Origin of the sequence: Melioribacter sp. (genome assembly GCF_049325435.1) — a bacterium.
GTDB lineage: Bacteria > Bacteroidota > Ignavibacteria > Ignavibacteriales > Melioribacteraceae > Melioribacter > Melioribacter roseus.
In genome coordinates this window covers 192,573-218,853 of sequence record NZ_JBMOLD010000010.1, presented here as the reverse complement: position 1 = coordinate 218,853, position 26,281 = coordinate 192,573, and the positions used below count along the sequence as shown (strand labels likewise).

Sequence of the window (26,281 nt, the reverse complement as noted above, 5' to 3'; positions counted from 1 at the left end):
GATATTTCACAAAACTTGGAAGACCCTTGAAACTACTGTTCCATACCGCAATATTATTTTTTATGACGGCGACGGTTTTGCCCCAAAACCGGGACGCCGATATCAACAGAATTTTTGCCAATATCGAAGAAGGTCTGCCTGCAGGCTCAATTGACCGATTCTCGAATTATTTTGCGGAAAAAACTTTTATCAGTCTTTTCAACGGCAAGAGCGGATATTTCAGCGCCAATCAGGCTTATTACGTTTTGAAAGATTTTTTCAGTATATACCGGCCGATTTCATTTAAGATCGATAACCTTGTTATAGACACTACGAATCCGTTTGCGTCGGGCGCTCTTAGAACAAGTTACCGGGGAATCAGAAAAAGCGCCATGGTTTTTATATCGCTTCAGAAATACGGAGACGAATGGCGCATTTCACAGATAACTATTAATTGACCTTTATGAAGGGCATTTTCAAAAAATCAAATCTAAAGTGGATTTCTCTTAGCGCTCTGCTGCTATTGCTGCTTATTTCGGCTTTTGCGGCTCCCGTATTAGTCGATAAGAAAATGTGGAGCGTCCGCCTTGAAGAAAAATTAAAAGAAACGGAAACTCTTGTAGCTGACGCCCTTGATAATAAAATATCCCGCCTCGCTTCTTTTAATGAAAAAATCAAAATAAAAATGCCGAGGCTCCCGGAAGACAATTCTTTCACCGAAAATTATTTTGTCTTTATTTTTAAAGAAGACAGTTTAATATACTGGAATAAAGAAGCCGATATTGAAAAGCCGGAATGCGGCAATTTGAAACTCCCTTATTTCTTTGACGAAGGGCTGCGCGTTTATCTGGTCTACGCCGACACGATCGTTTATAATAACAATAGATATTTCATACAGACTGCGGAAATATTCGAGCAAAAGTACGATTTGTACGGAGAAGAAAGCAGAGTGTCGTTTTCCGACTCGCTGTCGATCGAAGCGGGTACGAATATTACAATCGACTATAAGAATACTGACGTATCAGTAAAGGACGGCAGATACAGGTCGTTTATTTTCAAATCGAAAGACGGAAATTCATTATGCAAAATAATTATCGAAAATCCTTCGCTCGACAACGAAATAAATAATCTGAAGCGGACAATATCCACCGTCCAATCTCTTTTGATTGCGCTTTGCTTTTTTGTAAGCGCGCTTATTTTATACGTTTATGTCAGGCGTTCGAACCGGATTACAAGATTTGTTTTCTGGACTTTGGCTGTGGGAGGCGGCAGGATATTAATTTATCTGCTCGGTATTCCCTCGGCATATTTTCATAATGCATTGACCGACCCTTCGAATTTCTCATCTCCTTTTGCATTCGGACTCGTGAGATCGCCGGCGGAATTTCTTATAACAGCCATTGCGGGAACCGTAATAATTGTAATCGGTCACAAATACTTTGAGGAATATTATCGCAACGACGAGGGAGCGCCTAAAAGCCGATTATCGTTTATTGTCGCTCTTTTTGTGTTTACGGCGTTGTTTCTCCTTACGCTGAGAGGCGTCGGCGCATCGATAAGAAGCGTTGTTTTCGATTCCTCGATAAGATATTTCAGGGAGTTTAATTTAATACCCGAGCCTCATATACTCGTAATGAACCTCAATATTCTGACGCTCGGCTTTTCGGCGGTTCTCTTTTCGTTTGTGTTATTGCTGTCGCTCTATCGTTTATATCCTGGGAATATTAAAAAAGATCTTTACAAACTATTGGCGGGTTTATTCCTTTTTTTGCAGCTGGCGGGATTTTTATTCGATTACTTTCAGACTAATCCTCAGGGCACGCCTCAAATCAGGATCTCATACATTCTTCTTTTTGTAATTACTGCGTATGTAATATTGAAAAACAACCCGGGGCATACAACGCGATTTATGTTGTATTCCTTGGCAGCTTCGGTTTTGGTAGTAAATTTGTTGACGTATTATAATTCCGAACTCGAAAGAGAATCCCTGAAGACAACGTCCCTCGAGCTTACGCGCAACGATGAAAATATCTACTCGTTCATGGTAATGCAGACGTTAAATCAATTGACCGGGGACGAAGAACTTATTAACGAATTCGGCAAAAAGGCGAATGCCAAAGCTTTTCTTGCCTGGAACAGAAGTCTTCTTTATAACGAAAATGTTCAGTCCTTCATCCGCTTCTATTATTACGACGGGAAGCCTGCAGGAGGTTATTTAACGAATAAAAATCTCGAATCGCTTTTGCCTGACGTTTTGATTCAAACCGACACAGTTATGTTGATGCAATCCCCGAGCATATTCGGAGAATTCAGAATAATCAGGGGCATTGTTCCTTTAACGAAAGACAAATCCATAGTCGGGTATGCCGAAGCGGGCGTGGTCTATAACCGTGTAAATCTCGATTTTGCCTCGATGCCGGAATTTATTCTTAAAAAACGCATTCTTATTTCCGATGTCATCGATCCTAACAGGTTGGTAGTCTTTTATTTGAACGGGGATATATTCAAATCCTCGTCGGACAAAATAAAATTAGACGACGATTTCATTGATGAGCTGAAAGAAAATTTCGAAGCTAATCCCCGGGAAGAGTGGGCGGTTGCCGGTATCGACGGAGAAGAATACCTCTTTTACATTACCGAAATATCTGGATTGATTGTCGGAGTGGGTAAAGAAGAAAAAAATATTTCTTGGAAATTATCCGACTTTTTCAAAGTCTTTTTTATTCACGTGTTCATTATCTTTATTATAATTCTCATCCTCTCCGTTTTGAATTATAAAAGAACAATAAGGCTCTTCGAAAGTTATAAAGCGCGTCTGATCGCCGGCTTCATTGTGGTATCGGTTGTGCCGATGCTGATTACGAGCGTATATATCAAAAATTTGATCGAGACAAAGAACGATGAATTGATTAAGAAAAGACTCGAAGAATATTCGACCCAGATAAAAAATTATCTTGAAAATTATCCGGGACTGATTAAAAGCGAAGCTCTGTTCGAGAAGGCGGCACTCGATTTGTCGGTCGACTTTACGGTCTTTCAAAAAAACAAATATTTTTATTCCACACAGCCATATTATTATATGACCGGGTTAATGCCCGATCTGATTAACTATAAGGCATTTTCGGATATCGAAGGGAGGAATAAGAACATTATTTACCTGAGCGGTGTTTTTGAAGGGATTCCCTACTCTGCGCTCTATACAAAAATTGCAGCCGGCGGCGGCGAGTACATTCTTGAAATAAACGATTTCTTCAATTATATCTCTTTACCTTTATCGGACATCGAGCTCGACGTTTTCATGTTCGGTATACTGTCGCTAAGTTCGATCTTGCTCGTTTTGCTGAGCACGCTGCTTGCAAATCAAATATCGCAGCCGATAATTAAACTTACGAGCGCAACAAAATCATTGTCCGGAGGCGATCTCAGCATTAAAATAGAAGGGAAGTATACGGGTGAAATCGGCGAGTTGACAAAAGGATTTAATATGATGGTTCAGCGCCTGAAAGAAAATCAGGAGGAGCTAGCAATGATGGAAAGGGAAACGGCATGGAAAGAAATGGCCAGACAGGTGGCTCACGAAATAAAAAATCCTTTGACGCCTATTAAATTATCCGTTCAACAACTGATCGCCGCTTATAGGGACAAATCTCCCAAGTTCGACGCAATCTTCGATAAAGTTACAAATACGGTTATAAATCAAATAGAACTGCTTACTAACATCGCTTCGGAATTTTCCAACTTTGCAAGAATGCCCAAACTAAATATTACAAAAATCGACCTGACCAAAATAATCGAATCGGTGATCGACTTGTTCCAGTCGGAAAAAATCGACATTGAGTTCGGTAAACCGTCCGGACGGATTATCGTGGAAGGAGACGAACAACACTTCACGAGAACTTTTGTGAATCTGTTCCGTAATTCGGTTCAGGCAAACGCAAAAAATATTTATGTTGACATAAAAGAATTTGATGATTATTTCGAAGTAACTGTTAAAGACGACGGCGAGGGAATAAAAGAAGAATTCAAAGACAAAATATTCGAGGAAAAGTTTACTACGAAAAAGCAGGGGATGGGATTGGGGCTAAAGCTTTCCCGCCGTTTTATCGAAAGCATTGGCGGTGAAATCGAGTTGGCGGAAACTTCGAAAGAAGGCGCCGTATTTAAAATAAAATTACCTAAAATAAAAACATGAAAAAGTTAACGCCATATCAGGATAAAGCGCTAAGGTACGACAAAGACATATTATTGACGGCAAACGCCGGAGCCGGAAAAACATTTGTCTTCGCCAGGCGGTACGTGGATATTCTCCTGAACGAATCCCGCGACAATAATATCGATATTGAAAACATTGTCGCAATTACTTTTACCGACAAGGCGGCGGGCGAACTTCAAAAAAGAATAGCTCTCGAAATTGAAGAGAGAATTAACAACGAAACCGATTTTTCCAAAAGGAGAGCTATCGAATCTATCAGGAGACAATTAGTAAACGCCAATATCTCAACTATCCATTCGTTCTGTTTGAATATATTGCATGAATTCGCCCCCGAAGCGAATCTCGATGCGAATTTCATTCCCGTCGAACAATCCGAAGCGGAAGATCTGCTCGAAATCAGTATCGACGATACTTTGAAAAATCTGATTGAAACGCCCGAAGAATCCGAGAACTTAAAATTCCTTGTCAGGTTCTTCGGCGGAAAGCATCAACTGATTAAAAATATTAAACAGGCGGTTTCAAACAGAAAAACGCTCGATACTCTCTGCGAGTTTTACGCAAGATCCGGCGATGATATCCTGGAAACTTTGAAACGGCGATACGAGCATGTGCTGGAATTAATTTTTGCTAAAGAGCTGCCCCGGTTGTTAAACGCTGTAAAAACCGTCAACGAAAAAGTCCGGGAAGTAAATCCTTCGTCCGGCTTAATATCGTCTGTGGATGTAATTGTCAATCGGGAATTAACGATAGAGAATTTACCAGAGCGGTTGGCGGATCTGAAAAAACTGAGAGAACTTATCACATTAAGCGATAAAGAGAGCTTGGCAAAGAGGGGTTATCTCAGCAAAGAGCGGGATGAAGTTCAATACGAAATTGATATTATTCAAAATTTTTTCGCCGATTTTAATACTGTAATTGACGCCGAATGGAAAGACGATGCTATAAAGAAATTAATTGAATTGGGCAAGGCGTTTATACGTGTAAGTGGAAAAGTTATCGAGTCTTACAACGCAAAGAAAAAAGCCAAAGGTTACGTCGACTTCGAGGATATTTTACTGCTTACGGAGAAGGTGGTGAAACTGGATTCGGCTATTGAATATCTCAAAACGCGCTACAAATACATAATGATTGACGAATATCAGGATACTAACGAACTGCAATATAATATCTTTATGCCGATACTCGATTATCTGAAGCACGGAAACTTGTTCGTCGTAGGCGACGAAAAACAAAGCATTTATATGTTCAGGAACGCCGAACTCGAAGTGTTCAACAAAACAAGAAAAGACATCGAGTCGAAAGGAGAGGAAGGAGCCATACTTACTTTGCCACACAGTTTCAGATTGTCTCCGCCAATTGTTTTGTTTGTAAACAAATTATTCAAAAATCTGTTTGACGTCGAAAGCGAAGATCTCAGAAATTTGTTCAATGAAGTCGATTACAATGAACTGGTCTGCGCAAAATCCGAAAATGAGGAAGGACGGGTGGAACTCCTCGTCGCCAACGGCGCTGAAATAAGCGAAGAAATGCTCGTGGCGGACAAAATTTATCAATTAATAGAAGAAGAAAATTTAAATCCCGGCGACATCGGTATCCTTTGCAGGAAGAGAAAACTTTTCGACAAAATAGAACGCGTATTTATTGAAAAGAACATTCCCTATTCGATCGTGGGAGGAAGAGGATTTTATCAACAGCAGGTGGTGGGGGACGTTTTCAACTATTTGTCTTTTCTGATTAACAACAGAAACGATGCTGCTCTGGTCGGAATTTTACGTTCGCCTTTCTATACGATTTCGGATTCCGAACTTCTAGAAATATCGATGGCGGAAGGCGATACGTTTTATGAAAAATTGAAAAACTCCGCAGTGACGGAAGAAAAATATAAACATACTGCGAAACAGTTGTCAGAACACATTAAACTGGCTGCTTATGAAAAACCGTATGCGCTCATCAGGAGAATACTTGTCGATACGGGTTATTGGGCCGTTATTTCGTCCAAACGGGACGCGGAACAACAACTGGCTAACCTGAATAAACTTTTGGCAATCGCCAGGAATTTCACAACGAAAAACTTTGCCAATCTTTACGATTTCAGAGAAGCGCTGCGCGACTATATCGAAAATTATGAAGACGAAAGCCAGGCTGCTATCTCGAAAAATCAAAATGCCGTTAATTTGCTTACTATTCATCAGGCAAAGGGACTTGAATATAAAGCCGTGTTTATTTTTGGGGCTAACGAAACAGCGGGCGGAAAAAGCGGACTCGGAATAGACAAACATTTCGGCATTGTATCAAAAGTTTATCCGGATAATGATTTTACTCGAGAAAAGGAATCGAATCCGATTGATGCGATTTACAATTTGATTGTACGAAAGAAAGAACTGGCGGAAATGAAAAGATTGTTTTATGTGGCGCTGACCAGAGCGGAGAAATATCTGTTTATTACCTCCGCAAAAAATAAGCCCGAAAAAAATACTTTTATGAAGCTTCTGTTCAAAGGACTCCGGATTGAGAATTTGGAGAACGTCGATGAAAAAAAATTGAGCGACGATGTTAAATTTATGGATGTGAATTCCGGAGACAATAGGGTTTACGAAAAAAAAATGGAAATTACCATTCCTGTTCAGAGGGAATTGTTCTACACGGATAAGTATTATGAAAAATCTGATGATAAAAATGATGTTAAGAAATCCCTGATAGGCGATATCGAAGACGAACCGGAGAAGGAAATCATTTCCGCTACGAAAATTGCCATATTTAATCAATGTCCGGTAAAGTATCAGTTAATTTATGAACTCGGTTACTCGCTTGCTTTTGATATTGTAAAAGAAAGAGAATTCAATTATGATTTCAAAACGCGAGAAGACGATGAATTGTCGGGTTACGCAGACGTCAAAGGCAGAATAATTCATGCGATTCTTGAAAAAGAAACAGAATACGAAAACATCGAAAAAGCCGTATCGGAATTGTTGGAAAGGGAAACTGTCCCGGATAGTATGAAAGAAAATTTACTCTCCGATCTCCGAAAATATTACGCATCGAACACATACAAAGAATTGAAGAGTTTTAAAACATATCTCAACGAAGCCGAGTTTTATACGCAGGAGGGGAATAATTATCTCTACGGCATTATAGATAAATTGATAATCGACAACGATAAATTGATAATCGTCGATTATAAAACCGATAACGTCGGAAAGGCGGATGTATACTCCAAAGCGGAAAATTATTTGCCGCAGTTGAAATTCTATGCTTATATTCTCGGTAAAGTCTACGCAAACGCAGAGCGTTTTATCGTAAGACTTGTATTTATCAAACATCCCGACATACCGGTAACTAAAGAATTAACGAAAGATGAAGTTGAAAAATTCGGCGGAGAAATTAGAGGCACAATCGAAAAGATAAATAAAGCCGAATATCAACCGAACTTGAATCACTGCATTAAATGTCATTATGCTATCAAAGGTGAAAAATGTATAAAATCCTTTTCGCAGCGATAATTGCGGTTTATCTGGCGGGATGTTCCGCCGGCGAATTCCCGCTTTACGAATTGCCGCCCGACTGGAAGGAAGATTCCGTTAGAATAAAAACAATCGACAGATATACAGAATTTCTTGAAGGCAGGAGAATTTTTATAGACCCGGGACACGGCGGAGAAGACAGAAGAAACAAAAGCCGGGACGGAAAAATAATCGAGGCGGACGTTAATCTGAAAGTTGCGCTTTATCTCAAGGAATATCTGGAAATGGCGGGCGCAAAAGTTTATATGTCGAGAACGGAAGATATAACTGTGCCTCTGCAGCTGAGACCTAAAATGGCTGATTCCGTCGTGGCTGAATTGTTCGTCAGTATTCATCACAATGCGTCTTCAAAAGAAGAAGACAATTATACAAATTACACTTCCACGTTTTATCATGCCCGGCGGGGAAATTACGAATATGAACCGTGCAACAACGACCTCGCAAAATATATCCAGAGAGATTTATCGTATGTAATGGGGAATCCGGGCGGACTCGGCTCATTCGACGGCACATATTCCGATTATATTATTTATCCCGGCGAAGGTTTTTATGTCCTGAGAAATTCAAAAATTCCCGCAGTTCTTGTTGAATGCGGATTTCACACGAGCAGACTCGAAATTCTGAGACTGAACGACGATACTTTCAATAAAATTCAGGCGTGGGGTATTTTCCGCGGTATTGCAAAATATTTTATGGCGGGAATTCCTCAGATTACTTTCTTGCCGGAAAGCCTGAATTATGAAAACGATACGGTTACGGTTTCGTTTAAGCTGTCGGATAAATATGGAATCGATATAGAACGGACCGAGGTCTATTTGAATAAATCTAAAAAAAATTTTTATTACGACACTCTGAACAGTGTATTAACGATAAAGGAACGAACGGAGCCTTGCGGCGAAATTCCCTTGAGAATTATTTGCGCAAATAAAAGAGGCAATCATTCGTTCCCTTACCGTAAAAAAATAGTTATCTATTGCGGCGAAAAAAGATATCTTTTTTTCAGTGATTGACGGCGGCTTTCTTTGCGTCGATTCTTTCTGTTGCAATTTTAAATACAAACAGCGCAATTGCCGCAACAAATCCGATTGCTACGAAATAATACCAGATAACGTGAGCGTCCTGATAATAGACGGCTTTTTCGGCGGCGCTTAAACCTGCCGGCAGAGTATTGGGGTCGGGGCAGTAAGCGTCCAGCAGAAAACCCGACATCGTAAATCCGGCCAGAGCCGATAAAAAAGAATGCAAATGGCTGAATCCTAGATAAACTCCTTCTTCGCCTTTGGGCGCCTGCAGAGAAAAATATTCCAAAAATCTGGGCGAGATGAAACATTCAGCCAGTCCTTGAATCGCTATTCCGATTATCATCATTACCGTAAGAGGATGCAACGTGAAAAAGCCCAGAATCGAAACCGAAGAGCCTGTTATTCCTCCCAGCCATTGACTGCCCGACATCGCCAGAGCGGAAAAGGGCATCAAAAGCATTCCTACCAGCATCGATGTAACCGCTTTCTGTTTTTTCATTAAATTTGTAACGAGCACTACAAACAATACAACGACTGCGGGATTCACGTTTGCAAGCCATTCCGGTCGCGCGTCTTCGCCCAACAGTCTAATTACATACTTCGGCATTGTAGCGTAAAGCTGGTGCTGAATAGTCCAGAATCCGCTGACTATTAATATCAATAACAATAACCTTGGAGAAGTCATTATCTTTTTTAACGATTTTACGACGTCTTCGATTGTCTTAGTTGTATACGAATTATCGTTTTGGTTATAAAAGAAGATGGCGAAGAGCATTGCCAGGAATGCCATCCCCGCAGAGAAAAAATTCACGTATTCGAGTCCGATACCCTGCCTAACATAAGGCACAAAAGTTTTGCCGCTGAAGGCTCCGATATTTACAACCCAGTAGAAAAGCGCGTAACCGCGCGCTCTGTTTTCTTCCGTGGTTGTTTTGGCTACCGTGCCGGTTATCAATGGTTTGATGAAAGAGCCGCCTACGAGCACAATGAACAGAAAAAAGAGCACCGGAATTTTTTCGTGAAATACTCCTAAAAAAAAGTATCCGATTGTAAGGAGAGCAAAAGCGAGAATTAAACCTTTCTTAAATCCGATTTTGTCGGAAATGGCTCCCACGAAAGGAGGCAGAAAATAGAGCAATGCATAAAATACTCCCGCCACTATTCCCGTTTCGGTGTCGGTAAAACCTACTATGTCTGTAAGGTAGAGAGTAAGAACTATGAAAAAACCGTAGTAAGCGGCGCGCTCGCATAATTCCATAAAGTTGGCAAGCCAGAATTCTTTTGAAAATTTCCAGCCTTGCCCGGAAGCGACTGTATTGGTTTCTTTTGCCATCAGTATTCCTCAATTGATTATATGAAAATACCTAAGTTATGGAATTTGAACTTTTTTTGGAATACAATTCCGACAATTTGGATTTTTTTTTCGGTTGTATATTAATCCAATTTGCGGTTTTTCAAACGGAGTGAATTCGTGACTACTGATACGGAACTGAAAGACATTGCCAGAGCCGCAATCATCGGATTAAGCATGCCCAGCGCAGCCAGCGGGATCAGTACCGTATTGTAAATAAACGCCCAGAAGAGATTTTGTTTAATTGTTTTTATCGTGGATTTGGACAGATTGATTGCTTTTATAACGCCTGTTAATTTTCCGCCCGTGAGCGTTATTTGCGCCGTCTCGATGGCAACATCGGCGCCCGTTCCTATGGCAATGCTTAAATCCGCCTGTGCAAGGGCGGGCGCGTCGTTAATTCCGTCGCCGACCATAGCCACTATTTTACTTTCGCCGATACTTTGATATTTTTTTACCGTTTCTACCTTTTGATCGGGTAAAACTTCCGCATTTATCTCGTCGAATCCGGCCACGGCTCCGATATTTTCCGCAGTGGATTTGTTGTCGCCCGTAAGTAAGACCGTTTTTATATTCATTTTTTTCAAACGGGCTATAACTTCGGGAGCCTCCGGCTTGATTTTGTCTTCGATTATAATAAATCCGGCAAGCTTTCCTTCGATGGCTGTGCATATAATAGTATTTCCTTTTGTCGATAGTTCATCGAAGATTTTTTCTGCCTCGTCCGTAGCTACGGAAAATTCTTTCATGAGATTAAGATTTCCCACTATTACCGTTTTGTTGTTGACAATCCCCGTTATACCGAATCCGGTAAGACTTTGGAATGTCTCCGGTTCAAACAGATTGCCGTTAGTCGAATAATCCGTGATTGCTTTTGCAAGCGGATGTTCCGATTTCTTTTCGAGCGACGCAGTATAAATAAGGAGTTTATCCTTGTCGAAATTATTAAGAGTAACAATATCCTTAACTGAGGGTTTGCCTTCCGTAATCGTGCCTGTTTTGTCGAAAATAATTACAGATATTTTATGCGCCAGTTCGATGCTTTCGCTGTCTTTGATTAAGATACCATTCGAAGCGCCTTTGCCCAGTCCGACAATAATAGCGGTTGGAGTTGCCAATCCGAGCGCGCACGGACAGGCAACGATCAAAACTGCGACGAAATTTATCAATGCTCGGCCGACAGAATGGTCGCTCGAAAAAATATACCAGCCGAAAAATGTCAGTAGAGCCGCGATTATTACCGCCGGCACAAACACAGCGGCAATCTTATCGACGAGTTTTTGTATCGGCGGTTTGCTCGCCTGAGCGTTTTCCACTAATTGTATTATTTGTCCGAGAACGCTTTTTTCCCCCGTTTGAGTAACTTTAAAATTGAACGTTCCGTATTTATTGATTGTGCCTCCGACAACCTTAGAACCAGTCGTTTTATCCACAGGAATGCTTTCGCCTGTAATCATCGATTCGTCGACCGAAGAAGCGCCGTTTACAATGACGCCGTCGGCGGGAATTTTTTCTCCCGGACGTATAACGACGATATCTCCCGGTTTCAAATCGGAAATATTGACTTCCTGTTCCTGACCGTCAATCAATATCCTTGCCGTCTTTGGCTGCAGCTCGAGCAATTTGCGGACAGCCGTATTTGTTTTTCGTTTGGATGAATGTTCGAGCAGTTTTCCCATAAGAATCAACGTAATGATTACAACCGACGTGTCGAAATAGACGTGCGGCTGAACGTCGAAGAATTCGGGGAATAATATTGCAATCGTACTGTAACCGTAAGCGGCTCCCGTACCTATTGCGACTAGCGAATTCATATCGAATGCAAAATGTTTTATATTATTCCAGAACGACGTATAAAAGCGTTTACCCGAAATGAAAATTACCGGAGTGGTCAGCAGAAAAAGAACCTTTTCAATTTGCGTTTGGGTCAGTGGAAATAAAGTCTGAAAAAAATCATACCCCATTAACATGCTGATGATGAAAACAGGAATTGTAAAAGCGAGCGCAAAATAGAACTCTTTTTTGAGTTCGGAATAATAGCTGTCGGTTTCCTCTTCTTTGGAGGCGTCCTCTTTGTTTTGAAGAACGTCGGTGCGTAGTTGGTAACCGTATTCTTTAACGGCTTCCGCAATTTTATTTATATCGATGTCTTTCTCGGTTTCGAAAGAAACCGATTCGGTCGCAAGATTGACGTTGACATTTTTGACGCCGTCGAATTTCCCTATAATTTTTTCCACGCGTGTAACGCAGCTTGCGCACGTCATCCCTTCCACGGGGAGTTTATAATTTTTCATTTTCAGCTTTCAACAACTTTATAACCGGCTTCTTCGATTGCGCTTTTAATCTGCTCTTCTGTAACTTTTGATTCGTCGTAAGAAACTACGGCTTTGCCTATTTCTACTTCCGCCGATTCCAGATCAAGAGAAGAGAGTTCTTTTTTAACCGCCATAACGCAATGATGACAGCTCATACCTTCAATCTTAAATTCCTTGTTCTGCATAATTCCTCCGTTTTTATATGCCTTATAACATTTTCGAATATAAATTTGTTCTTGATTGTATTGGATAAATAAAAGTCCGGACGGATTCAACTATTTCTTCCCTTTGGATTTTAAGTCTTTGATAATTTCGATGCGGGGATTGTCGCTGTTCTTTCCCTTGACGCCCGAATTGGTAACCACAGGTTTATAGAATTTTTCTTCTTTCGGCTCGGGTTCTTTTCGAGGCTTCTGCGGGGGAGTATTTGGAGCGAAACTTTTTTTGACTGCGGGAGTAGTTGTCTTTTGAGTTTCCCCGTTTATCTTTTTCCTGTTCTTGACGTATGATATGCCGATGCTTAAAAGGAAGAGAAACAATACTACCAGGAGTATTTTGTATATAATAGGTATCAATTCCATAACCTAAAATATACAAATTACTCCTTAAATTAAAGTAGTTCGGAATTAGTCCGCGTAGTTGTTTATGAATACGCTATTATATGAAGAGCTTTGTCCGGTATATTTTTCGTTGATAATCTCGATTCGTTTTCTACCGGTCGTAGTTTGATGACGACGATAAGAGCTTGACTTCCGTTGCGGCTTTTTCACTTCGACCGGACGGATCTCGTTGCGGGGTTTTTCATAATATTGGTAATACGGTTTTACTGTCGCCGGATTAGGATAGTTGTACTGGTTCTGGATTACTTTATTTCTTTCTTCGACGATCGCGGGGTTCTCTTGCTTTCTCAGTTTGAAGGTGATATAAGAAACCAAAAGAACCAATACCATCAAACTGAAAAAGAAAATCAAGCTTGTATATATAATTGGCAACAGTGTCATTTCGAACTCCTTTCGTTCTCCGATTATGTTTATTACTACTCTCTCAATTCCCGTGCCATGCGAAAAGAGAGTAAAAATGCAGCTTTTTGCGGAAAAATCAGACTTAAATTTAGATTTGTGTATCACTATGAAACATTTTGTTCGATTGATCTATCTGTAAGTCATTTTATTATTGGAATTTATCGGAATATTTAATATTTTTCTGTGCTATAAAATTTAAAATAGCGTTAAAGGTGCCGAGATGACTAAAGCAGACATTGTAGAAAGGGTTGCAAACGGAACAGGACTGACGAAACTTGAAACCGAAGCAATTATTGAAGGTTTTCTGAATACGGTAATTCAGGCGCTTCAGGAAGGAAACGGTATTGAAATAAGAGGATTTGGAAGTTATAAGGTTAAAAAGAAGAAAGCCCGCTATGCTCGCAATCCCAGAACGGGCGAACAGGTATTCGTAGACGAACATTATGTGCCGGTATTCAAATTCTCGAAAGATTTTAAGGAAGCGGTCGACAGAGGAATGAAAGAAAAAGAAAAAGCCGAATCAAATGAGCAATGAAACGAAAAATTGTATCGTATGCGGCGAAAAGCTCGAAAAAGAGTTCGTCTATTGTCCTTATTGCGGCGCCAAAACGGGGAAAACTAAAAAAGTAAAAAAATCCGAAAACAATTCCCCGGGTGATAAAGAACTTAGCTTTAATAAAATTATTTATATTGTTCTTTTACTGATTGTTATCGGAGGAGTTATTCTTTATTCTTCCGGAATATTCGACGAACCGGAAATCGCTCAAAGTACGAACCAGAGCTTTGAGGACGTTCACAAAGGCGTAGACCTGTCGAATCTTCAACAAATCAACGCTCTTGAGAATGAACTCAAAACAAATCCGACTGATAAAGAAAAAATTCTAACTCTGGCTCATATGTTGAACGATTCGGGATTCAAGCAAAAAGCAATCGACCGGTACAAAGAATATCTGAAATTCGATCCTGAGAATCCCGATGTGCTCGTGGACATGGGAGTTTGCTATTATGACCTGCAGAATTATGCCGAAGCCGAAAAATGGATGAAAGAAGCTCTCAAGTACGAACCAAAACATCAGATAGCGCATCTCAATCTGGGAATCGTTAGTTTGACTTCGGGCAAACACGACGAGGCGATCGAGTGGTGGCGAAAAGCGGTCGAAATTAATCCGAATAACAATATCGGTAAAAAAGCTCAGGAATTGATTAATTCACATTAAAAGGAGAAAATAAATGCCTTGCGGTAGAAAAAGAAAACGTCATAAAATGGCGACGCACAAACGGAAAAAAAGACTTCGTAAGAATCGTCACAAAAAGAAATTAAGATAAGATTTATATAAGTTAAAATAAGCCATCTTAGCTCAGTTGGTAGAGCAGCGCATTCGTAATGCGCGGGTCGGGGGTTCAAGTCCCCCAGATGGCTCAAGTTTTTACCCTCCAATCTTTCTAGTCAATCCGCTCGACGCTAAATTTTTCCCTGAATATCCGCATCACGCAAATGCGGATATTTTTTTATTTTTTTGGAAAAATGTCTTGACAATCCCATAGAAAAACAGTTATTTTGCACCCAAGTGGTAAAAAGTGTGTAAAAGTGGAGAAATATGTTTATAGGTAGCTTCACATATTCGATGGATGCAAAGGGGAGGGTAAGTATACCATCCAAGTTCAGGAAGTATATTAACGAAGCTGCCAACGAGACGTTTGTGATGACAAGGGGAATTGTGCAATGCATCGATTTATATCCGCTCGACTTATGGCGCGAAGAAGTGCTGCCGCGCATCAATCAACTCGACGATTTCGACCCGGAAGAATCGATATTCAAAAGGCTCCTGTTCGAATATGCATCTGAAGACAAATTGGATTCTCAATCGCGGTTGCTTATTCCGAAAAAGTTGATCGAGTTTGCCGAAATCGAAAAGGATGTGCTCATCCTGGGACAAAACAAGAAAATCGAAATCTGGAATCCCGCTATTTACGAAGCGCATAAGAAAGAAAATACATTATCGTTTGCTGAAATAGCCAAACAGGTAATGTCGAATAAGAAAAAATGAGTCGACACGAACCGGTTCTCCTGAGGGAGAGCGTGGAGTTATTGGTATGGAACAGAGACGGCGCTTACTTTGAAGGTACGGCAGGCTACGGCGGGCATGCCGGGGAAATTCTGAATTCTTTGAGCGATAAAGGTAAGCTCGTCGCTACGGATAAAGATTTCGAAGCATTCAGCTACTGCAAAAAAAAATTTGAAAACGAATCCAGATATATCGTCTATAATACATCTTTTACGAATATAGACGTTATTGCAAAAATCGAGTTCATTGAAATGTTTGACGGCATCTTTTTAGATCTCGGGGTGTCTTCTCTGCAACTCGACGACCCTGAAAAAGGTTTTACTTTCAGAGAGGATTCGCCCCTTGATCTGAGGATGAATAAATCGGAAGGCATATCAGCGGCCGACCTGCTGAACACCGCTTCGGAAGAAGAATTGGCGGATATTATTTTCAGGTACGGCGAAGAAAAAAAATCGAGACAGATTGCCAGGAAAATTGCAGAATACAGAAAGACCAATAAGTTTGAAACCTCAAGCCAGTTAAAAAGCATTATCGCCGAATTGACGCCGCCCAAATTTCTCAATAAATCCCTTGCGCGAGTATTTCAGGCTCTCAGAATTTATGTGAATAATGAACTGGAAGAACTCGAAATTTTCCTCGACAAGTCGATCGACTTGCTCAAAAAAGGGGGCAGAATCGCAATTATTACTTTCCATTCGCTCGAGGACAGAATCGTTAAAGAAAAGTTTAAATATGAAACTCTCGAGTGTATATGTCCGCCGCAGAGTCCGATTTGCGTCTGCGATAAAGAAGCCCGACTCAAATTGATCAATACCAAACCGATTGCGCCGACTGAAGAGGAAATCGCAAAAAACCGCCGCTCGAGAAGCGCAAAGTTAAGAGCAGCCGAGAGGATTTAATATGAGCAAATCGTCCACCATACGTTTTATCTTTATTGTTTTTGCTTTTGCTTTTTTGATTTTTTTGCACGTCGCCACGGTCAACGAAATCAAAAATATGACGCGCGAAAAAATTACAAAAACAGAATTGCTCAACGAAAAACTGAACCGTATCGAAATGAAGACGGTCGAAATTCAAAAATTGAGTTCAGAGGAGAGAATTGTCAAAATTGCAAAAGATACGCTCGGGATGTTAAGCCCGATTGAAAATCTCAAAACGATCCGTGTGGATAAATTTCAAATAGAACAGCTCGAAAAATTATTGCAAGAAAAATATGATTAATTCGAGAGCTTTGATTATAACCGGATTTGTTTTCCTCTTTTTTTTGCTTTTGCTGGCAAAACTTTTTTCTATTCAAATACTCAAAAACGAATACTATACTTTGATTGCGGAACGCCAGCAGAACAAACCCAAAATCATCAAAGCCGAAAGAGGAATTATTAAAGACCGAAACGGCGAAGTGTTGTCGTTTACGCGAGACAACGTATCGTTCTTCGTCGATACGAGGATGATGAACGAATCCAAAATAGATACTATATCGAAAGTGTTTTCGAAAACGTTAGGCAAGCCGGTTTCTTATTATAAAAGAATTATTCGCAACGGCAAGCGCAACGTTTGTATTGCAAAGAAAGTGCCCATGTCGAAGGCGTTCGAGCTGAAAAAACTGATTGTGGACGGATACTTTTACGAGGAAGATTTTACGCGCGTCTACCCGTACGGAAATTTAGCGGCTCATATTATCGGTTACGTTAACAGAGAACTGAAAGGCATAGAAGGCATCGAAAAAGTTTATGACGAGATTCTAACGGGAAAAGACGGAATGTATCTTTTCGAAAGAGACGTTTTGGGAAAAGTTATTTCCGTTGACGAAAAACATTCTGTTCCGCCGGCGCCCGGGAATAATGTGGTTCTGACAATCAATAAAACTTATCAGAAAATATTGCAGGAAGAACTTGCCGCCGGAGTTAAGAAATACAACGGCAATTCGGGCGTGGGTATAATAATGGATCCTAATAGCGGCGCCATACTTGCGCTGGCTAACATACCGGACTTCGATCCCGCCAATTACAATCTTTTTACCGCTTCGGAAAGGAGAAACCGGGCGCTCACAGATACTTACGAACCGGGATCGACGATAAAGCCTTTTATTCTTTCGATGTTGTTTAATGAAAAGCTTGCTGAAGAAAACGAACCGATCGACGTAGAAGGGGGAAAGATTATTTTTCACAAAACGAGAATAACCGACACCCATCCTCACGATATCCTCACAGTGAGAGAAGTGCTCGAACAATCGAGCAATGTCGCTATGGCTAAATTATCCACACGAATATCGGACGAACTGTTTTACAGGTATCTGCGAAATTTCGGATTCGGCAATCCGACGCACATCGAAATTTCGGGCGAAGCCGAAGGTTATTTGAAAAAACCGAAAAATTTTTCGAAACTCTCAAAAGCTTTTATGTCGTTCGGATATGAATTTTCCGTAACTCCATTGCAAATGATTACCGCTTTCAGCGCTCTTGTAAACGGCGGGATTCTATACAAACCTTATGTGGTCGAAAAGATTACGGATGCAAATGGCGAAATCCTCAGCTCCGCCGACCCGAAAAGAATCAGAAGAGTGATTGATAAAGAAGTGTCCGATAAAATAAAGAAAATGATGGTGGGCGTAGTGGAAAACGGCACTGCTACGGCGGCTCAGCTCGATTATGTTCATGCGGGCGGCAAAACGGGCACGTCGCAAAAATTGGTCGAAGGCAGGTACGTTAAAGGCAAATACAATTCGTCGTTCATCGGTTATTTGCCCGCGGATAATCCTCAGATTGTATGCCTGATCTTGATCGACTCGCCGGAGATTGCCAGATACGGCGGTTTGGTTGCCGCTCCGGTATTTAAAAACGTCGCCCAACGGTTGATTGAGTACGATTTGAATCTGGCTCCCGTAAGAAAGAAAATCGTAAGGAAAAAGAAATTGATAGAAGAACTGATTGCCGAAGATATCAACGCCAAAGAAAATAATTATGATAAGTTTTTTAATCCGACTAACGAGAAAAAGATGCTTCCCGAAAAGCCGGTCAAACAGAACGTTCAAAAAGGCGTTATGCCCGATTTAAGAAATATGAATTTACGCGATGCAATCGTAATATTAAACGAACTCAGCGTCAAATATAAAATTAGCGGCAGCGGAAAAGTAGTGTCGCAAAGTATAGAACCCGGCGTTAAACTTACCGCCGGCACAATTTGCACCGTCAAATGTCAATTGAACATTAATAAGAAAGTATTGAATCTCAACTGAAATGAAATTAAACGAACTGTTAAATAACGTGCGTGTGAAGCAGGTGACGGGAAACGCCGAAGAAAAAGAAATAACGAATATTTCGATCGATTCCCGGAATGTGAATGAAAATTCTCTCTTCTTTGCAATCGAAGGCTTTAAAACCGACGGTCATAAATTTATTCAGGACGCATTGAATAAAGGCGTCAGGGCTGTGGTTCTCCAAAATCCCGCCGCATTGCCCGATCAAATTTTCGAGCATTACTCTGCCGTCAAAATAGTGGTTGAAGACAGCAGAAAAGCTCTGGCTGAATTTTCCGACAGATTTTTCGGCAGCCCTTCCAAAAAAATTAAATTGGTCGGAGTAACGGGCACCAAAGGAAAAACCACGACGGCTTTTTTTCTTAAATCGCTTTTTGAATATACAGGGCGCAAAGCAGGCTTGATCGGAACCATTGCGAATTATATCGGAGACGAAGAGTTGAAGACTATGCTCACCACTCCGCAGTCTCATGAAATTAATTTTCTCCTCGACAGGATGGTAAAAGCCGGCTGTCGTTATTGTTCGATGGAAGTTTCGTCGCATGCTTTGGATCTGCATCGCGCCGATTATCTCGATTTCGATTACGCCATATTTACGAATATTACTTCGGATCATATGGACTATCATCTGACCTTTGATAACTATCTCAAAGCGAAAAAAATATTGTTCGACATGCTGCCCGAAAATGCAGCCGCTGTAATAAACGCGGACGACCCGAATGCAAATGAATTAGTTCGAGGCACAAAAGCAAAAGTGGTAAAATACGGCGCGTCGGAAAAAGCCGATTTCAGAATAAAGGAAATAACCTATTCGCTCGAAGGGACCGATTTCGTCGTCGTATATAAAAACAAAGAGTACAAGTTACACACAAAATTAATCGGTCATTTTAACGCTTATAATGCAACGGCAGCTTTTGCCGTGGGTCTGCTGGAATCGATCGACGCAGACGAGGTTATAAGAGCCATCAAAAATTCGCCGCAGGTTCCGGGAAGGTTCGAAGTTGTTTCCGGAGGCGAAAAGAAAATTATAATCGACTACGCGCACACCGCCGATTCACTTATGCAGGCGTTAAAAGCCGTTAGAAATATCGTCGGCAATTCACGTCCGGTCTATACGGTGTTCGGATGCGGAGGCGACCGCGACAGATCCAAGCGACCGATAATGGGCAGAATTGCTTCCGAAATGAGCGACAAGGTTTTTGTTACTTCGGATAATCCCCGTACCGAAAATCCTTCCGCCATTATTGACGAAATTGTTCAAGGCATTAAAAAAGACAATTATACGGTCATTGAAAACCGCGAAGAAGCAATTAAGAAAGCAATACAAATGTCCGAAAAGGATGCCGTAATTCTGATTGCAGGAAAAGGTCACGAGAATTATCAGGAAATAAACGGAGTAAGAACACATTTCTCCGATAAAGAAACTGCTGTTAAATACTTAAATCTATGAGCGGAAAAATAAAAATATCGTTGGAGGATTTGTTCGAGCTTAACGGCGCGGAAATCTATAATCCGGACTATTATAAACCGGAAAATGCCGTTTCGATCGACACCAGGAAAATTAAGGGCAGGTGCGTTTACGTCGCTATTCAAGGCGAGAAATTCGACGGGCACGATTTTATCGGAGAAGCAGTTAAAAAAGGAGCAGACGCGCTCGTCGTAAACAAAAGAAAACTGAAAAAGATATTCGAATCGAAAGACTTCGATACTTATCGCATCGCGATAATCGCGGTTCCTGATACCGTAAAAGCCTTGGGCGAAATTGCGCATATATGGCGGAAAAAACTCAATGCGCGGATAATTTCGATTACGGGCAGTAACGGAAAAACTACGACCAAAGATATTCTGGCTTCGATTCTTTCCGAGAAATTTGTAATCGTTAAAACCGAAGCAAACAATAACAATCATATCGGCGTGCCGCTTACTCTTTTGTCGGCCGACGAAAAGACCGAATTCGTCGTATTGGAACACGGCACAAATCATTTCGGAGAAATCGAATATACGGCTAATATTGCCGAACCCGATTTTGCATTGATAACGAACATAGGCGATTCGCATATCGAATTCTTGAAAAGCAGGGAGATGGTCTTCCGGGAAAAATCGGCTCTTTTGAATGCCGCCGATCGAAAAGGCGGAACCGTTTTTATCAACTACGACGATCCGATACTAAAAAAGTATAAAGAAAATTTCAGGAATGTGATTACGTACGGATTTAGAAACAGACCGACGGTTAAAGGAAAGATTACGGGATATGAAGAAGACGGCAGGACCCGACTTAGAATTAGTTACAAAAAGACAGACCGGGAGTTTGTTCTGTCGTTATACGGCGAAGCTAATGCGATTAATTTCCTTTCGGCCGCCGCAGTCGCATTGAATGCGGGCGTCGGTGCGAGAGAGCTCGATAAAGCGTCGAAAAATCTTATCGCAGCTAAAGGGAGACTAAACGCGATTAAATTACCCGGCGTGTTTCTGATAGACGACACTTACAATTCGAGTCCCGCTTCGGTCGACGCAGCTTATAAACTCGTAAAGAAAATCAAGGGATACAAGAAAAAAATATTTATACTCGGCGACATTTATGAACTCGGAAAACAATCGGCTAAAATACACAAAGAACTTGCGGAAATATTCAAACCCGACAAAAATCTTTATGTGTTAACGATCGGCAACTACATGAAATACGCAGGCAACGAATTGAAGAAGAAAGGAATTAAAACCATACACTTCAAAAATCGGGAAGAATTGTCGCTTTACCTTAAGTACGAAGAACTAAAAAACTCTGTAATCCTCGTAAAAGGCTCGAGGGGTATGGCGATGGAAGAATTTGTGAAAATCATAAAAGAGAGATTTGAATAATGTTTTATTATTTATTCGATTACATAAACGAAATTTTTAATCCGCCGGGCTTCGACGTCTTCCGGTTTTTATCGTTCAGATCCGCCTTGTCGGCAATTACGGCTCTTGTTATGTCGTTTATGATAGCCCCGAAAATTATTAGAAAATTAAAAGAGAGTCAGATCGATCAGCCGATAAGAGACGACGGTCCGAAGACTCATAAAAAGAAAGCGGGCACGCCGACGATGGGCGGAATAATTATTCTGCTATCGGTAATTGTGCCGGTTTTATTATGGAGCGATATCAAAAGCAGGTTTATACTGCTCGTACTATTTGCGACTATTGTTCTCGGTTTTATCGGTTTTCTTGACGATTATCTGAAGGTTGTAAGAAAATTGCCGACCGGTCTGATTGCGCGGTACAAATTAATGGGACAAATTTTTGTCGGCTTGGTGGTGGGGACGGCGGTCTATTACCTGCCGGAATTTGCGCAGTATAATACTCAAACTACTTTGCCGTTTTTTAAAAATCTGAATTGGGATTTTTCCTATCTCTACATTCCGTGGGTCGTTTTTATAATAACGGCAACTTCAAATGCGGTGAATTTAACGGACGGACTCGACGGACTGGCAATCGGCACGATGATTATTGTAATGCTTGCGCTTGCAATACTCGCTTACGTGACGGGCAATGTTATTTATGCGGATTATCTCAATATAATGTACCTGCCCGGCAGCGGAGAATTAACAGTATTTATCGCCGCTCTAATAGGCGCGGGACTCGGGTTCTTATGGTATAATTTTTATCCGGCCGACGTATTTATGGGAGACACCGGTTCGCTCGCTCTGGGCGGCGCTTTCGGTGTGATGATGATTGTAATTAAGAAAGATTTGTTGATACCGATTCTCGGAGGTATCTATTTTGCCGAAACACTGTCGGTAATTATTCAAAGGCTTTATTTCAAGTACACTAAAAGAAAATACGGCGAAGGAAGACGCGTTTTCAAAATGGCTCCTATCCATCATCATTTCGAGCAATTGAATTGGGCGGAACCCAAAATAGTAGTTCGTTTCTATATAATAACGATCATACTGGCTATTATAAGTTTAACTTCGTTCAAGATAAGGTAATGGATATTAAAGGGAAAAAAATATCGATAATCGGCGCGGCAGACAGCGGAATTGCTGCGGCAAAGCTTGCAAAAAAAATGGGCGCTTTGCCTTTCGTTAGCGATTCCGCAAGCAGGCAGTCGGTTTTTAAATGGATTTCCGTTCTGGAAAATGAAAATATTCCTTATGAAACCGACAAACATTCCGAAAAGGTATTCGACTGCGATTTTATTGTAACGAGTCCCGGAGTCCCGTCGTTTTCGGGTATTCTGGCAGAAGCAAAAGATAAAGGCATTGAAATATACAGCGAATTCGAATTTGCAAGCTGGTTCAATAAAGGTAAAACAATTGCAATTACCGGAACCAACGGAAAAACCACTACGACTTCGTTAATGAACTTTACATTGAAACAGAGCGGCTTCAATACATTCTCCGCCGGCAATATAGGAACTCCTTTTTCCGATGTCGTTACTGAGATAGGGGAAAACGATTACGTAGTTCTGGAGGCGTCGAGTTTCCAACTCGATTTTATTAAATATTTCAAGCCCGATTTCGCAGTTGTCTTGAATATTACTCCCGATCATCTGGACAGATATAACAACGACTTTGCGCTCTACGCCCGCTCGAAAATGAATATTCTCAAAAATCAAACTGCCAACGATGTTTTGATTTACAACTCCGACGATCGGAATGTTATCGATTTTATGCCTGCTGCGGATGTAAATAAATACGGGTTCTCGCTTCAAAAAGAAATGCTCAAAGGTTCTTATGTAAAAGAAGGAAATATGATTTTTTCGGATCAGACCAAGGAGACGGTTTGCGCCGTCTCGGATTTGTTTATTAAAGGTCCCCACAACGTTTCGAATGCGCTCGCTGTTTTGACCGTGGCAAAAAAACTCGGTATACCTAACAAGAAAATTAAAAGCGCGTTTTCGTCGTTTCGCGGCGTGGAACACCGTATCGAATTTGTCCGTGAACTTGCCGGCGTTGAATATTACAACGATTCGAAAGCTACTAATGTCGATTCTGTCTGGTATGCGCTCAACAGTTTTGAAAAACCGATTTATTTGATTCTGGGGGGCAAGGACAAAGGCAACGATTACAATAAAATCAAAGAGCTCGTAGCTCGAAAAGTTAAAAAAATATATGCTATCGGTTCTTCGGCAAACAAAGTTTATGATTTTTTCAAGGATATTGTTCCTACCGAATATAAACAATCATTGGAAAGCTGCGTTCTTTCGGCAAGAAAAGAAGCCAAACCGGGGTCGGTAGTCCTTTTGTCGCCGGCGTGCGCCAGCTTCGATATGTTCGACAATTACGGACACAGAGGAAAAGTTTTTAAAGAAGCGGTTAATAACTTAAAATAAATGAAGACACTCTTAAAAATATTGATCATTCTTGTTATAGCTCTCGTACTGCTGGGAGCCATTATGGTATTTACCGCCAGCGGCACATACAGCATGACCAGATATAACGATTACTACTCGATGTTCAAGTCGCACATCTTAAAAGTTGTTCTGGCTCTGTTCGCTATTGCGGCGTTTGCATTAACTCCGTATGACCTTTTTCGTAAATACAGTAAATATATGATGATATCGGGTCTCGTTCTGCTGATTGCCACTTTGATTTTTGCCCCTAAAGTAAAAGGAGCCGCAAGGTGGCTCGACCTGGGACTGCTTAGTTTTCAACCTTCCGAAGCGGTTAAGATTCTTTTGATAATTCATTTGTCTGCTCTGATCGAAAGGAAAGGAGAATTGATTGCCGACTTCAAGAAAGGTTTTGCATATGCCCTTGTTTGGATCGGTCTCGTATGCGGATTGATCATTCTTCAGCCGAACGTAAGCACAAGTTTGATAATTGCTTTTACTTCGTTCGTACTGCTTTACGTGGGAGGAGCGAGTCTCAGACATATTTCCGGAATTCTGTCCGTCGGAATTTTCTTTGTGGGTTCGGCTGTAATGCTCTATAAACATTCACGCGAGCGACTTTTTGACTATATAAACAGTCTTATGACCGGAAGCGATATTAATATTCAGGTAACTCAGGCAAAAATCGCTCTGGGCAGCGGAGGTTTGAAAGGATTGGGCTTCGGACACAGCAGGCAGAGCGACCTCTTTTTGCCGGAATCGTACGGCGATTTTATCTTTTCGATTATCGGCGAGGAAACCGGTTTTATCGGCACCGCGTTAATTTTATTCACTTATCTCGCGCTTTTTGTCATTTGTCTTATTATTGCGAAAAAAGCTCAGGATAAATTCGGTCAGCTGCTCGTCTTCGGACTCGGTTTCAATATTCTGGTAAGCGCATTCATTAACGCCGCCGTCGTAACGGGACTCTTTCCCACTACCGGTATTACGCTTCCTTTCATCAGCTTCGGCGGTACGTCGGTGGTTTTTATGGGCGTGTCGATAGGAATTATAATTAATGTGGCATATCAAACTATGCAGACGGAAAAATTAAAACTGGCTCAGGTAGGATGAAGAATTCGAATCCATATCGCTTTGTATTTGCCGCCGGCGGCACTGGCGGTCATCTTTATCCTGCTATTGCCGTAGCTCAGTATATTAAGAAATTACATCCCGAATCCGAAATTGTCTTTTTCGGAAACAAAGATAAAATCGAATCGCGCGTGGTTCCGCAATACGGGTTTGAATTCAAAAATATATGGATAAGCGGATTCTATCGGAAGTTCGATTTAAGAAATCTGTTGTTCCCGGTTAAACTTATTGCCTCCGCATTTCAGTCTCTGTTCTTTATGATGCGGTTTAAACCCCGCGTCGCCGTCGGATGCGGCGCTTATGTATCGGGTCCCGTAGTATGGGCCGCTTCGGTAATCGGCTCAAAAATTATATTGCTCGAACAGAACAGCTATCCGGGAATCGCTAATAGACTGCTAGAAAGAAAGGCAAACGAAATTCACGTAGCGTTTGAGGAAAGTAAGAAGTATTTCCGTTTTAAGGACAAAATTTATGTTACGGGAAATCCCGTGCGGATTGATTTGTCGCTAATAGATAAAAATGAAGCCGCTAAAAAATTCGGACTGGACCCGGCTAAAAAAACCGTACTGATTTTGGGAGGCAGCCTGGGAGCCAGATCTTTAAACGAATCGGCGGCTCGAATTGTGGATTTGTTTGAAAAGGAAGACTTGCAGTTAATATGGCAGACGGGAAAGCTCTACTATGACGCGTACAAAAAATATGATACGGAAAAAATAAAAACAATGCCGTTTATCGAGGATATGCGGGCGGCATATTCGGCTTCCGATCTTGTAATTGCAAGAGCCGGAGCTACAACCATTGCCGAAATTTCCGCTCTCGGTAAAGCGGCTGTACTGGTGCCGTCTCCGAATGTTGCCGCCAATCATCAGTATTTCAACGCTCTTGCCCTGGCTGAGTCGAATGCGGCGGTTTTAATCGAAGACAAAAATTTGTCGTCGGAATTGAAAAACAAATTAATCGAATTAATCAACGACGACGAAAAGCTTAAAAAATTATCCGATGCGATAAAAACATTCTCAAAACCGGAAGCCGCCTCCGTTATTGCTCAAAAGGCAATCGGCATGGCGGAACAAATCAATTAAGGAGTCGATTTT

General features: G+C 41.2%; 21 protein-coding genes and 1 tRNA gene. 17 read left to right on the top strand and 5 right to left on the bottom strand.

Going from position 1 to position 26,281, the window contains the following annotated elements; genetic code table 11:
* Positions 1–26 precede the first annotated feature (26 nt).
* From ACOYVE_RS07720 to ACOYVE_RS07705, 4 genes are read left to right on the top strand one after another with little or no spacing between them, the layout of a single operon-like run.
* Positions 27–437 (top strand): DUF4783 domain-containing protein, encoded by a 411-nt coding sequence (locus ACOYVE_RS07720; protein WP_422881452.1) that lies wholly within the window; start codon positions 27–29, stop codon positions 435–437.
* Between the two features lie 5 nt (positions 438–442).
* Complete coding sequence (locus ACOYVE_RS07715; RefSeq protein ID WP_422881451.1) at positions 443–4,171, top strand: ATP-binding protein; 3,729 nt, start codon at positions 443–445, stop codon at positions 4,169–4,171.
* Complete coding sequence (locus ACOYVE_RS07710) at positions 4,168–7,692, top strand: UvrD-helicase domain-containing protein (protein ID WP_422881450.1); 3,525 nt, start codon at positions 4,168–4,170, stop codon at positions 7,690–7,692. The genes ACOYVE_RS07715 and ACOYVE_RS07710 overlap by 4 nt, the downstream gene beginning before the upstream one ends.
* Complete coding sequence (locus ACOYVE_RS07705) at positions 7,665–8,723, top strand: N-acetylmuramoyl-L-alanine amidase family protein (protein ID WP_014855010.1); 1,059 nt, start codon at positions 7,665–7,667, stop codon at positions 8,721–8,723. Before ACOYVE_RS07710 ends, ACOYVE_RS07705 begins: the two co-directional genes overlap by 28 nt.
* Here the strand turns inward: ACOYVE_RS07705 and ACOYVE_RS07700 are convergent.
* From ACOYVE_RS07700 to ACOYVE_RS07680, 5 genes are all read right to left on the bottom strand, one after another.
* On the bottom strand, positions 8,713–10,068 hold the full coding sequence (locus ACOYVE_RS07700) for an MFS transporter (RefSeq protein ID WP_014855009.1): 1,356 nt from the start codon (positions 10,066–10,068) through the stop codon (positions 8,713–8,715). The genes ACOYVE_RS07705 and ACOYVE_RS07700 overlap by 11 nt on opposite strands.
* Before the next feature lie 101 nt (positions 10,069–10,169).
* A complete protein-coding gene (locus ACOYVE_RS07695; RefSeq protein WP_014855008.1) occupies positions 10,170–12,380 on the bottom strand; it encodes a heavy metal translocating P-type ATPase in 2,211 nt (736 codons plus the stop codon).
* Between the two features lie 2 nt (positions 12,381–12,382).
* Positions 12,383–12,586 carry a heavy-metal-associated domain-containing protein gene (locus tag ACOYVE_RS07690; protein ID WP_041356182.1) on the bottom strand — a complete coding sequence of 68 codons (204 nt, stop codon included), beginning with the start codon at positions 12,584–12,586 and terminating at the stop codon, positions 12,383–12,385.
* Between the two features lie 90 nt (positions 12,587–12,676).
* The gene (locus tag ACOYVE_RS07685; protein ID WP_157867281.1) at positions 12,677–12,976 is read right to left on the bottom strand and encodes a hypothetical protein; all 300 of its coding nucleotides are present in this window, start codon (positions 12,974–12,976) and stop codon (positions 12,677–12,679) included.
* Positions 12,977–13,027: 51 nt separating this feature from the next.
* On the bottom strand, positions 13,028–13,402 hold the full coding sequence (locus tag ACOYVE_RS07680; protein ID WP_041355710.1) for a hypothetical protein: 375 nt from the start codon (positions 13,400–13,402) through the stop codon (positions 13,028–13,030).
* 241 nt (positions 13,403–13,643) lie between these two features.
* Between ACOYVE_RS07680 and ACOYVE_RS07675 the strand changes: the two genes are divergently transcribed.
* The 13 genes from ACOYVE_RS07675 to murG all read left to right on the top strand — a co-directional run bounded on the left by ACOYVE_RS07675 (position 13,644) and on the right by murG (position 26,269).
* Entirely contained in the window at positions 13,644–13,958 is a 315-nt protein-coding gene (locus ACOYVE_RS07675) for an HU family DNA-binding protein (RefSeq protein ID WP_014855005.1), read from the top strand.
* A complete protein-coding gene (locus ACOYVE_RS07670) occupies positions 13,948–14,640 on the top strand; it encodes a tetratricopeptide repeat protein (RefSeq protein WP_422881446.1) in 693 nt (230 codons plus the stop codon). The genes ACOYVE_RS07675 and ACOYVE_RS07670 overlap by 11 nt, the downstream gene beginning before the upstream one ends.
* Positions 14,641–14,770: 130 nt before the next feature.
* Positions 14,771–14,843: transfer RNA gene (locus ACOYVE_RS07665), tRNA-Thr, on the top strand.
* 178 nt (positions 14,844–15,021) lie between these two features.
* Positions 15,022–15,471: a division/cell wall cluster transcriptional repressor MraZ gene (mraZ, locus tag ACOYVE_RS07660; RefSeq protein WP_081489431.1), complete on the top strand. Its 450-nt coding sequence runs from the start codon at positions 15,022–15,024 to the stop codon at positions 15,469–15,471.
* Positions 15,468–16,388 (top strand): 16S rRNA (cytosine(1402)-N(4))-methyltransferase RsmH, encoded by a 921-nt coding sequence (rsmH, locus tag ACOYVE_RS07655; RefSeq protein ID WP_041355707.1) that lies wholly within the window; start codon positions 15,468–15,470, stop codon positions 16,386–16,388. Before mraZ ends, rsmH begins: the two co-directional genes overlap by 4 nt.
* Before the next feature lies 1 nt (position 16,389).
* Complete coding sequence (locus ACOYVE_RS07650; protein WP_014855001.1) at positions 16,390–16,710, top strand: septum formation initiator family protein; 321 nt, start codon at positions 16,390–16,392, stop codon at positions 16,708–16,710.
* Positions 16,703–18,724, top strand: a complete 2,022-nt coding sequence (locus ACOYVE_RS07645; RefSeq protein ID WP_014855000.1) for a penicillin-binding protein — start codon at positions 16,703–16,705, stop codon at positions 18,722–18,724. Before ACOYVE_RS07650 ends, ACOYVE_RS07645 begins: the two co-directional genes overlap by 8 nt.
* Before the next feature lies 1 nt (position 18,725).
* Positions 18,726–20,195 carry a UDP-N-acetylmuramoyl-L-alanyl-D-glutamate--2,6-diaminopimelate ligase gene (locus ACOYVE_RS07640; RefSeq protein ID WP_014854999.1) on the top strand — a complete coding sequence of 490 codons (1,470 nt, stop codon included), beginning with the start codon at positions 18,726–18,728 and terminating at the stop codon, positions 20,193–20,195.
* Positions 20,192–21,601: a UDP-N-acetylmuramoyl-tripeptide--D-alanyl-D-alanine ligase gene (locus ACOYVE_RS07635; protein ID WP_014854998.1), complete on the top strand. Its 1,410-nt coding sequence runs from the start codon at positions 20,192–20,194 to the stop codon at positions 21,599–21,601. Before ACOYVE_RS07640 ends, ACOYVE_RS07635 begins: the two co-directional genes overlap by 4 nt.
* A complete protein-coding gene (gene mraY / locus ACOYVE_RS07630; RefSeq protein WP_014854997.1) occupies positions 21,601–22,710 on the top strand; it encodes a phospho-N-acetylmuramoyl-pentapeptide-transferase in 1,110 nt (369 codons plus the stop codon). Before ACOYVE_RS07635 ends, mraY begins: the two co-directional genes overlap by 1 nt.
* Positions 22,710–24,056 carry a UDP-N-acetylmuramoyl-L-alanine--D-glutamate ligase gene (murD, locus tag ACOYVE_RS07625; protein WP_422881443.1) on the top strand — a complete coding sequence of 449 codons (1,347 nt, stop codon included), beginning with the start codon at positions 22,710–22,712 and terminating at the stop codon, positions 24,054–24,056. Before mraY ends, murD begins: the two co-directional genes overlap by 1 nt.
* Positions 24,057–25,169 (top strand): FtsW/RodA/SpoVE family cell cycle protein, encoded by a 1,113-nt coding sequence (locus ACOYVE_RS07620; RefSeq protein WP_014854995.1) that lies wholly within the window; start codon positions 24,057–24,059, stop codon positions 25,167–25,169.
* The gene (murG, locus tag ACOYVE_RS07615; protein ID WP_422881442.1) at positions 25,166–26,269 is read left to right on the top strand and encodes an undecaprenyldiphospho-muramoylpentapeptide beta-N-acetylglucosaminyltransferase; all 1,104 of its coding nucleotides are present in this window, start codon (positions 25,166–25,168) and stop codon (positions 26,267–26,269) included. Before ACOYVE_RS07620 ends, murG begins: the two co-directional genes overlap by 4 nt.
* Positions 26,270–26,281 lie beyond the last annotated feature (12 nt).

What these genes read in the sequence shown, in the direction of transcription:
- ACOYVE_RS07715 (WP_422881451.1), top strand. Translation starts at nt 443, where the DNA reads ATGAAGGGCATTTTCAAAAAATCAAATCTAAAGTGGATTTCTCTTAGC.
- ACOYVE_RS07710 (WP_422881450.1), top strand. Translation starts at nt 4,168, where the DNA reads ATGAAAAAGTTAACGCCATATCAGGATAAAGCGCTAAGGTACGACAAA.
- ACOYVE_RS07705 (WP_014855010.1), top strand. Translation starts at nt 7,665, where the DNA reads ATGTATAAAATCCTTTTCGCAGCGATAATTGCGGTTTATCTGGCGGGA.
- ACOYVE_RS07700 (WP_014855009.1), bottom strand. Translation starts at nt 10,068, where the DNA reads ATGGCAAAAGAAACCAATACAGTCGCTTCCGGGCAAGGCTGGAAATTT.
- ACOYVE_RS07695 (WP_014855008.1), bottom strand. Translation starts at nt 12,380, where the DNA reads ATGAAAAATTATAAACTCCCCGTGGAAGGGATGACGTGCGCAAGCTGC.
- ACOYVE_RS07690 (WP_041356182.1), bottom strand. Translation starts at nt 12,586, where the DNA reads ATGCAGAACAAGGAATTTAAGATTGAAGGTATGAGCTGTCATCATTGC.
- ACOYVE_RS07680 (WP_041355710.1), bottom strand. Translation starts at nt 13,402, where the DNA reads ATGACACTGTTGCCAATTATATATACAAGCTTGATTTTCTTTTTCAGT.
- ACOYVE_RS07675 (WP_014855005.1), top strand. Translation starts at nt 13,644, where the DNA reads ATGACTAAAGCAGACATTGTAGAAAGGGTTGCAAACGGAACAGGACTG.
- ACOYVE_RS07670 (WP_422881446.1), top strand. Translation starts at nt 13,948, where the DNA reads ATGAGCAATGAAACGAAAAATTGTATCGTATGCGGCGAAAAGCTCGAA.
- mraZ (WP_081489431.1), top strand. Translation starts at nt 15,022, where the DNA reads ATGTTTATAGGTAGCTTCACATATTCGATGGATGCAAAGGGGAGGGTA.
- rsmH (WP_041355707.1), top strand. Translation starts at nt 15,468, where the DNA reads ATGAGTCGACACGAACCGGTTCTCCTGAGGGAGAGCGTGGAGTTATTG.
- ACOYVE_RS07650 (WP_014855001.1), top strand. Translation starts at nt 16,390, where the DNA reads ATGAGCAAATCGTCCACCATACGTTTTATCTTTATTGTTTTTGCTTTT.
- ACOYVE_RS07645 (WP_014855000.1), top strand. Translation starts at nt 16,703, where the DNA reads ATGATTAATTCGAGAGCTTTGATTATAACCGGATTTGTTTTCCTCTTT.
- ACOYVE_RS07640 (WP_014854999.1), top strand. Translation starts at nt 18,726, where the DNA reads ATGAAATTAAACGAACTGTTAAATAACGTGCGTGTGAAGCAGGTGACG.
- ACOYVE_RS07635 (WP_014854998.1), top strand. Translation starts at nt 20,192, where the DNA reads ATGAGCGGAAAAATAAAAATATCGTTGGAGGATTTGTTCGAGCTTAAC.
- mraY (WP_014854997.1), top strand. Translation starts at nt 21,601, where the DNA reads ATGTTTTATTATTTATTCGATTACATAAACGAAATTTTTAATCCGCCG.
- murD (WP_422881443.1), top strand. Translation starts at nt 22,710, where the DNA reads ATGGATATTAAAGGGAAAAAAATATCGATAATCGGCGCGGCAGACAGC.
- ACOYVE_RS07620 (WP_014854995.1), top strand. Translation starts at nt 24,057, where the DNA reads ATGAAGACACTCTTAAAAATATTGATCATTCTTGTTATAGCTCTCGTA.
- murG (WP_422881442.1), top strand. Translation starts at nt 25,166, where the DNA reads ATGAAGAATTCGAATCCATATCGCTTTGTATTTGCCGCCGGCGGCACT.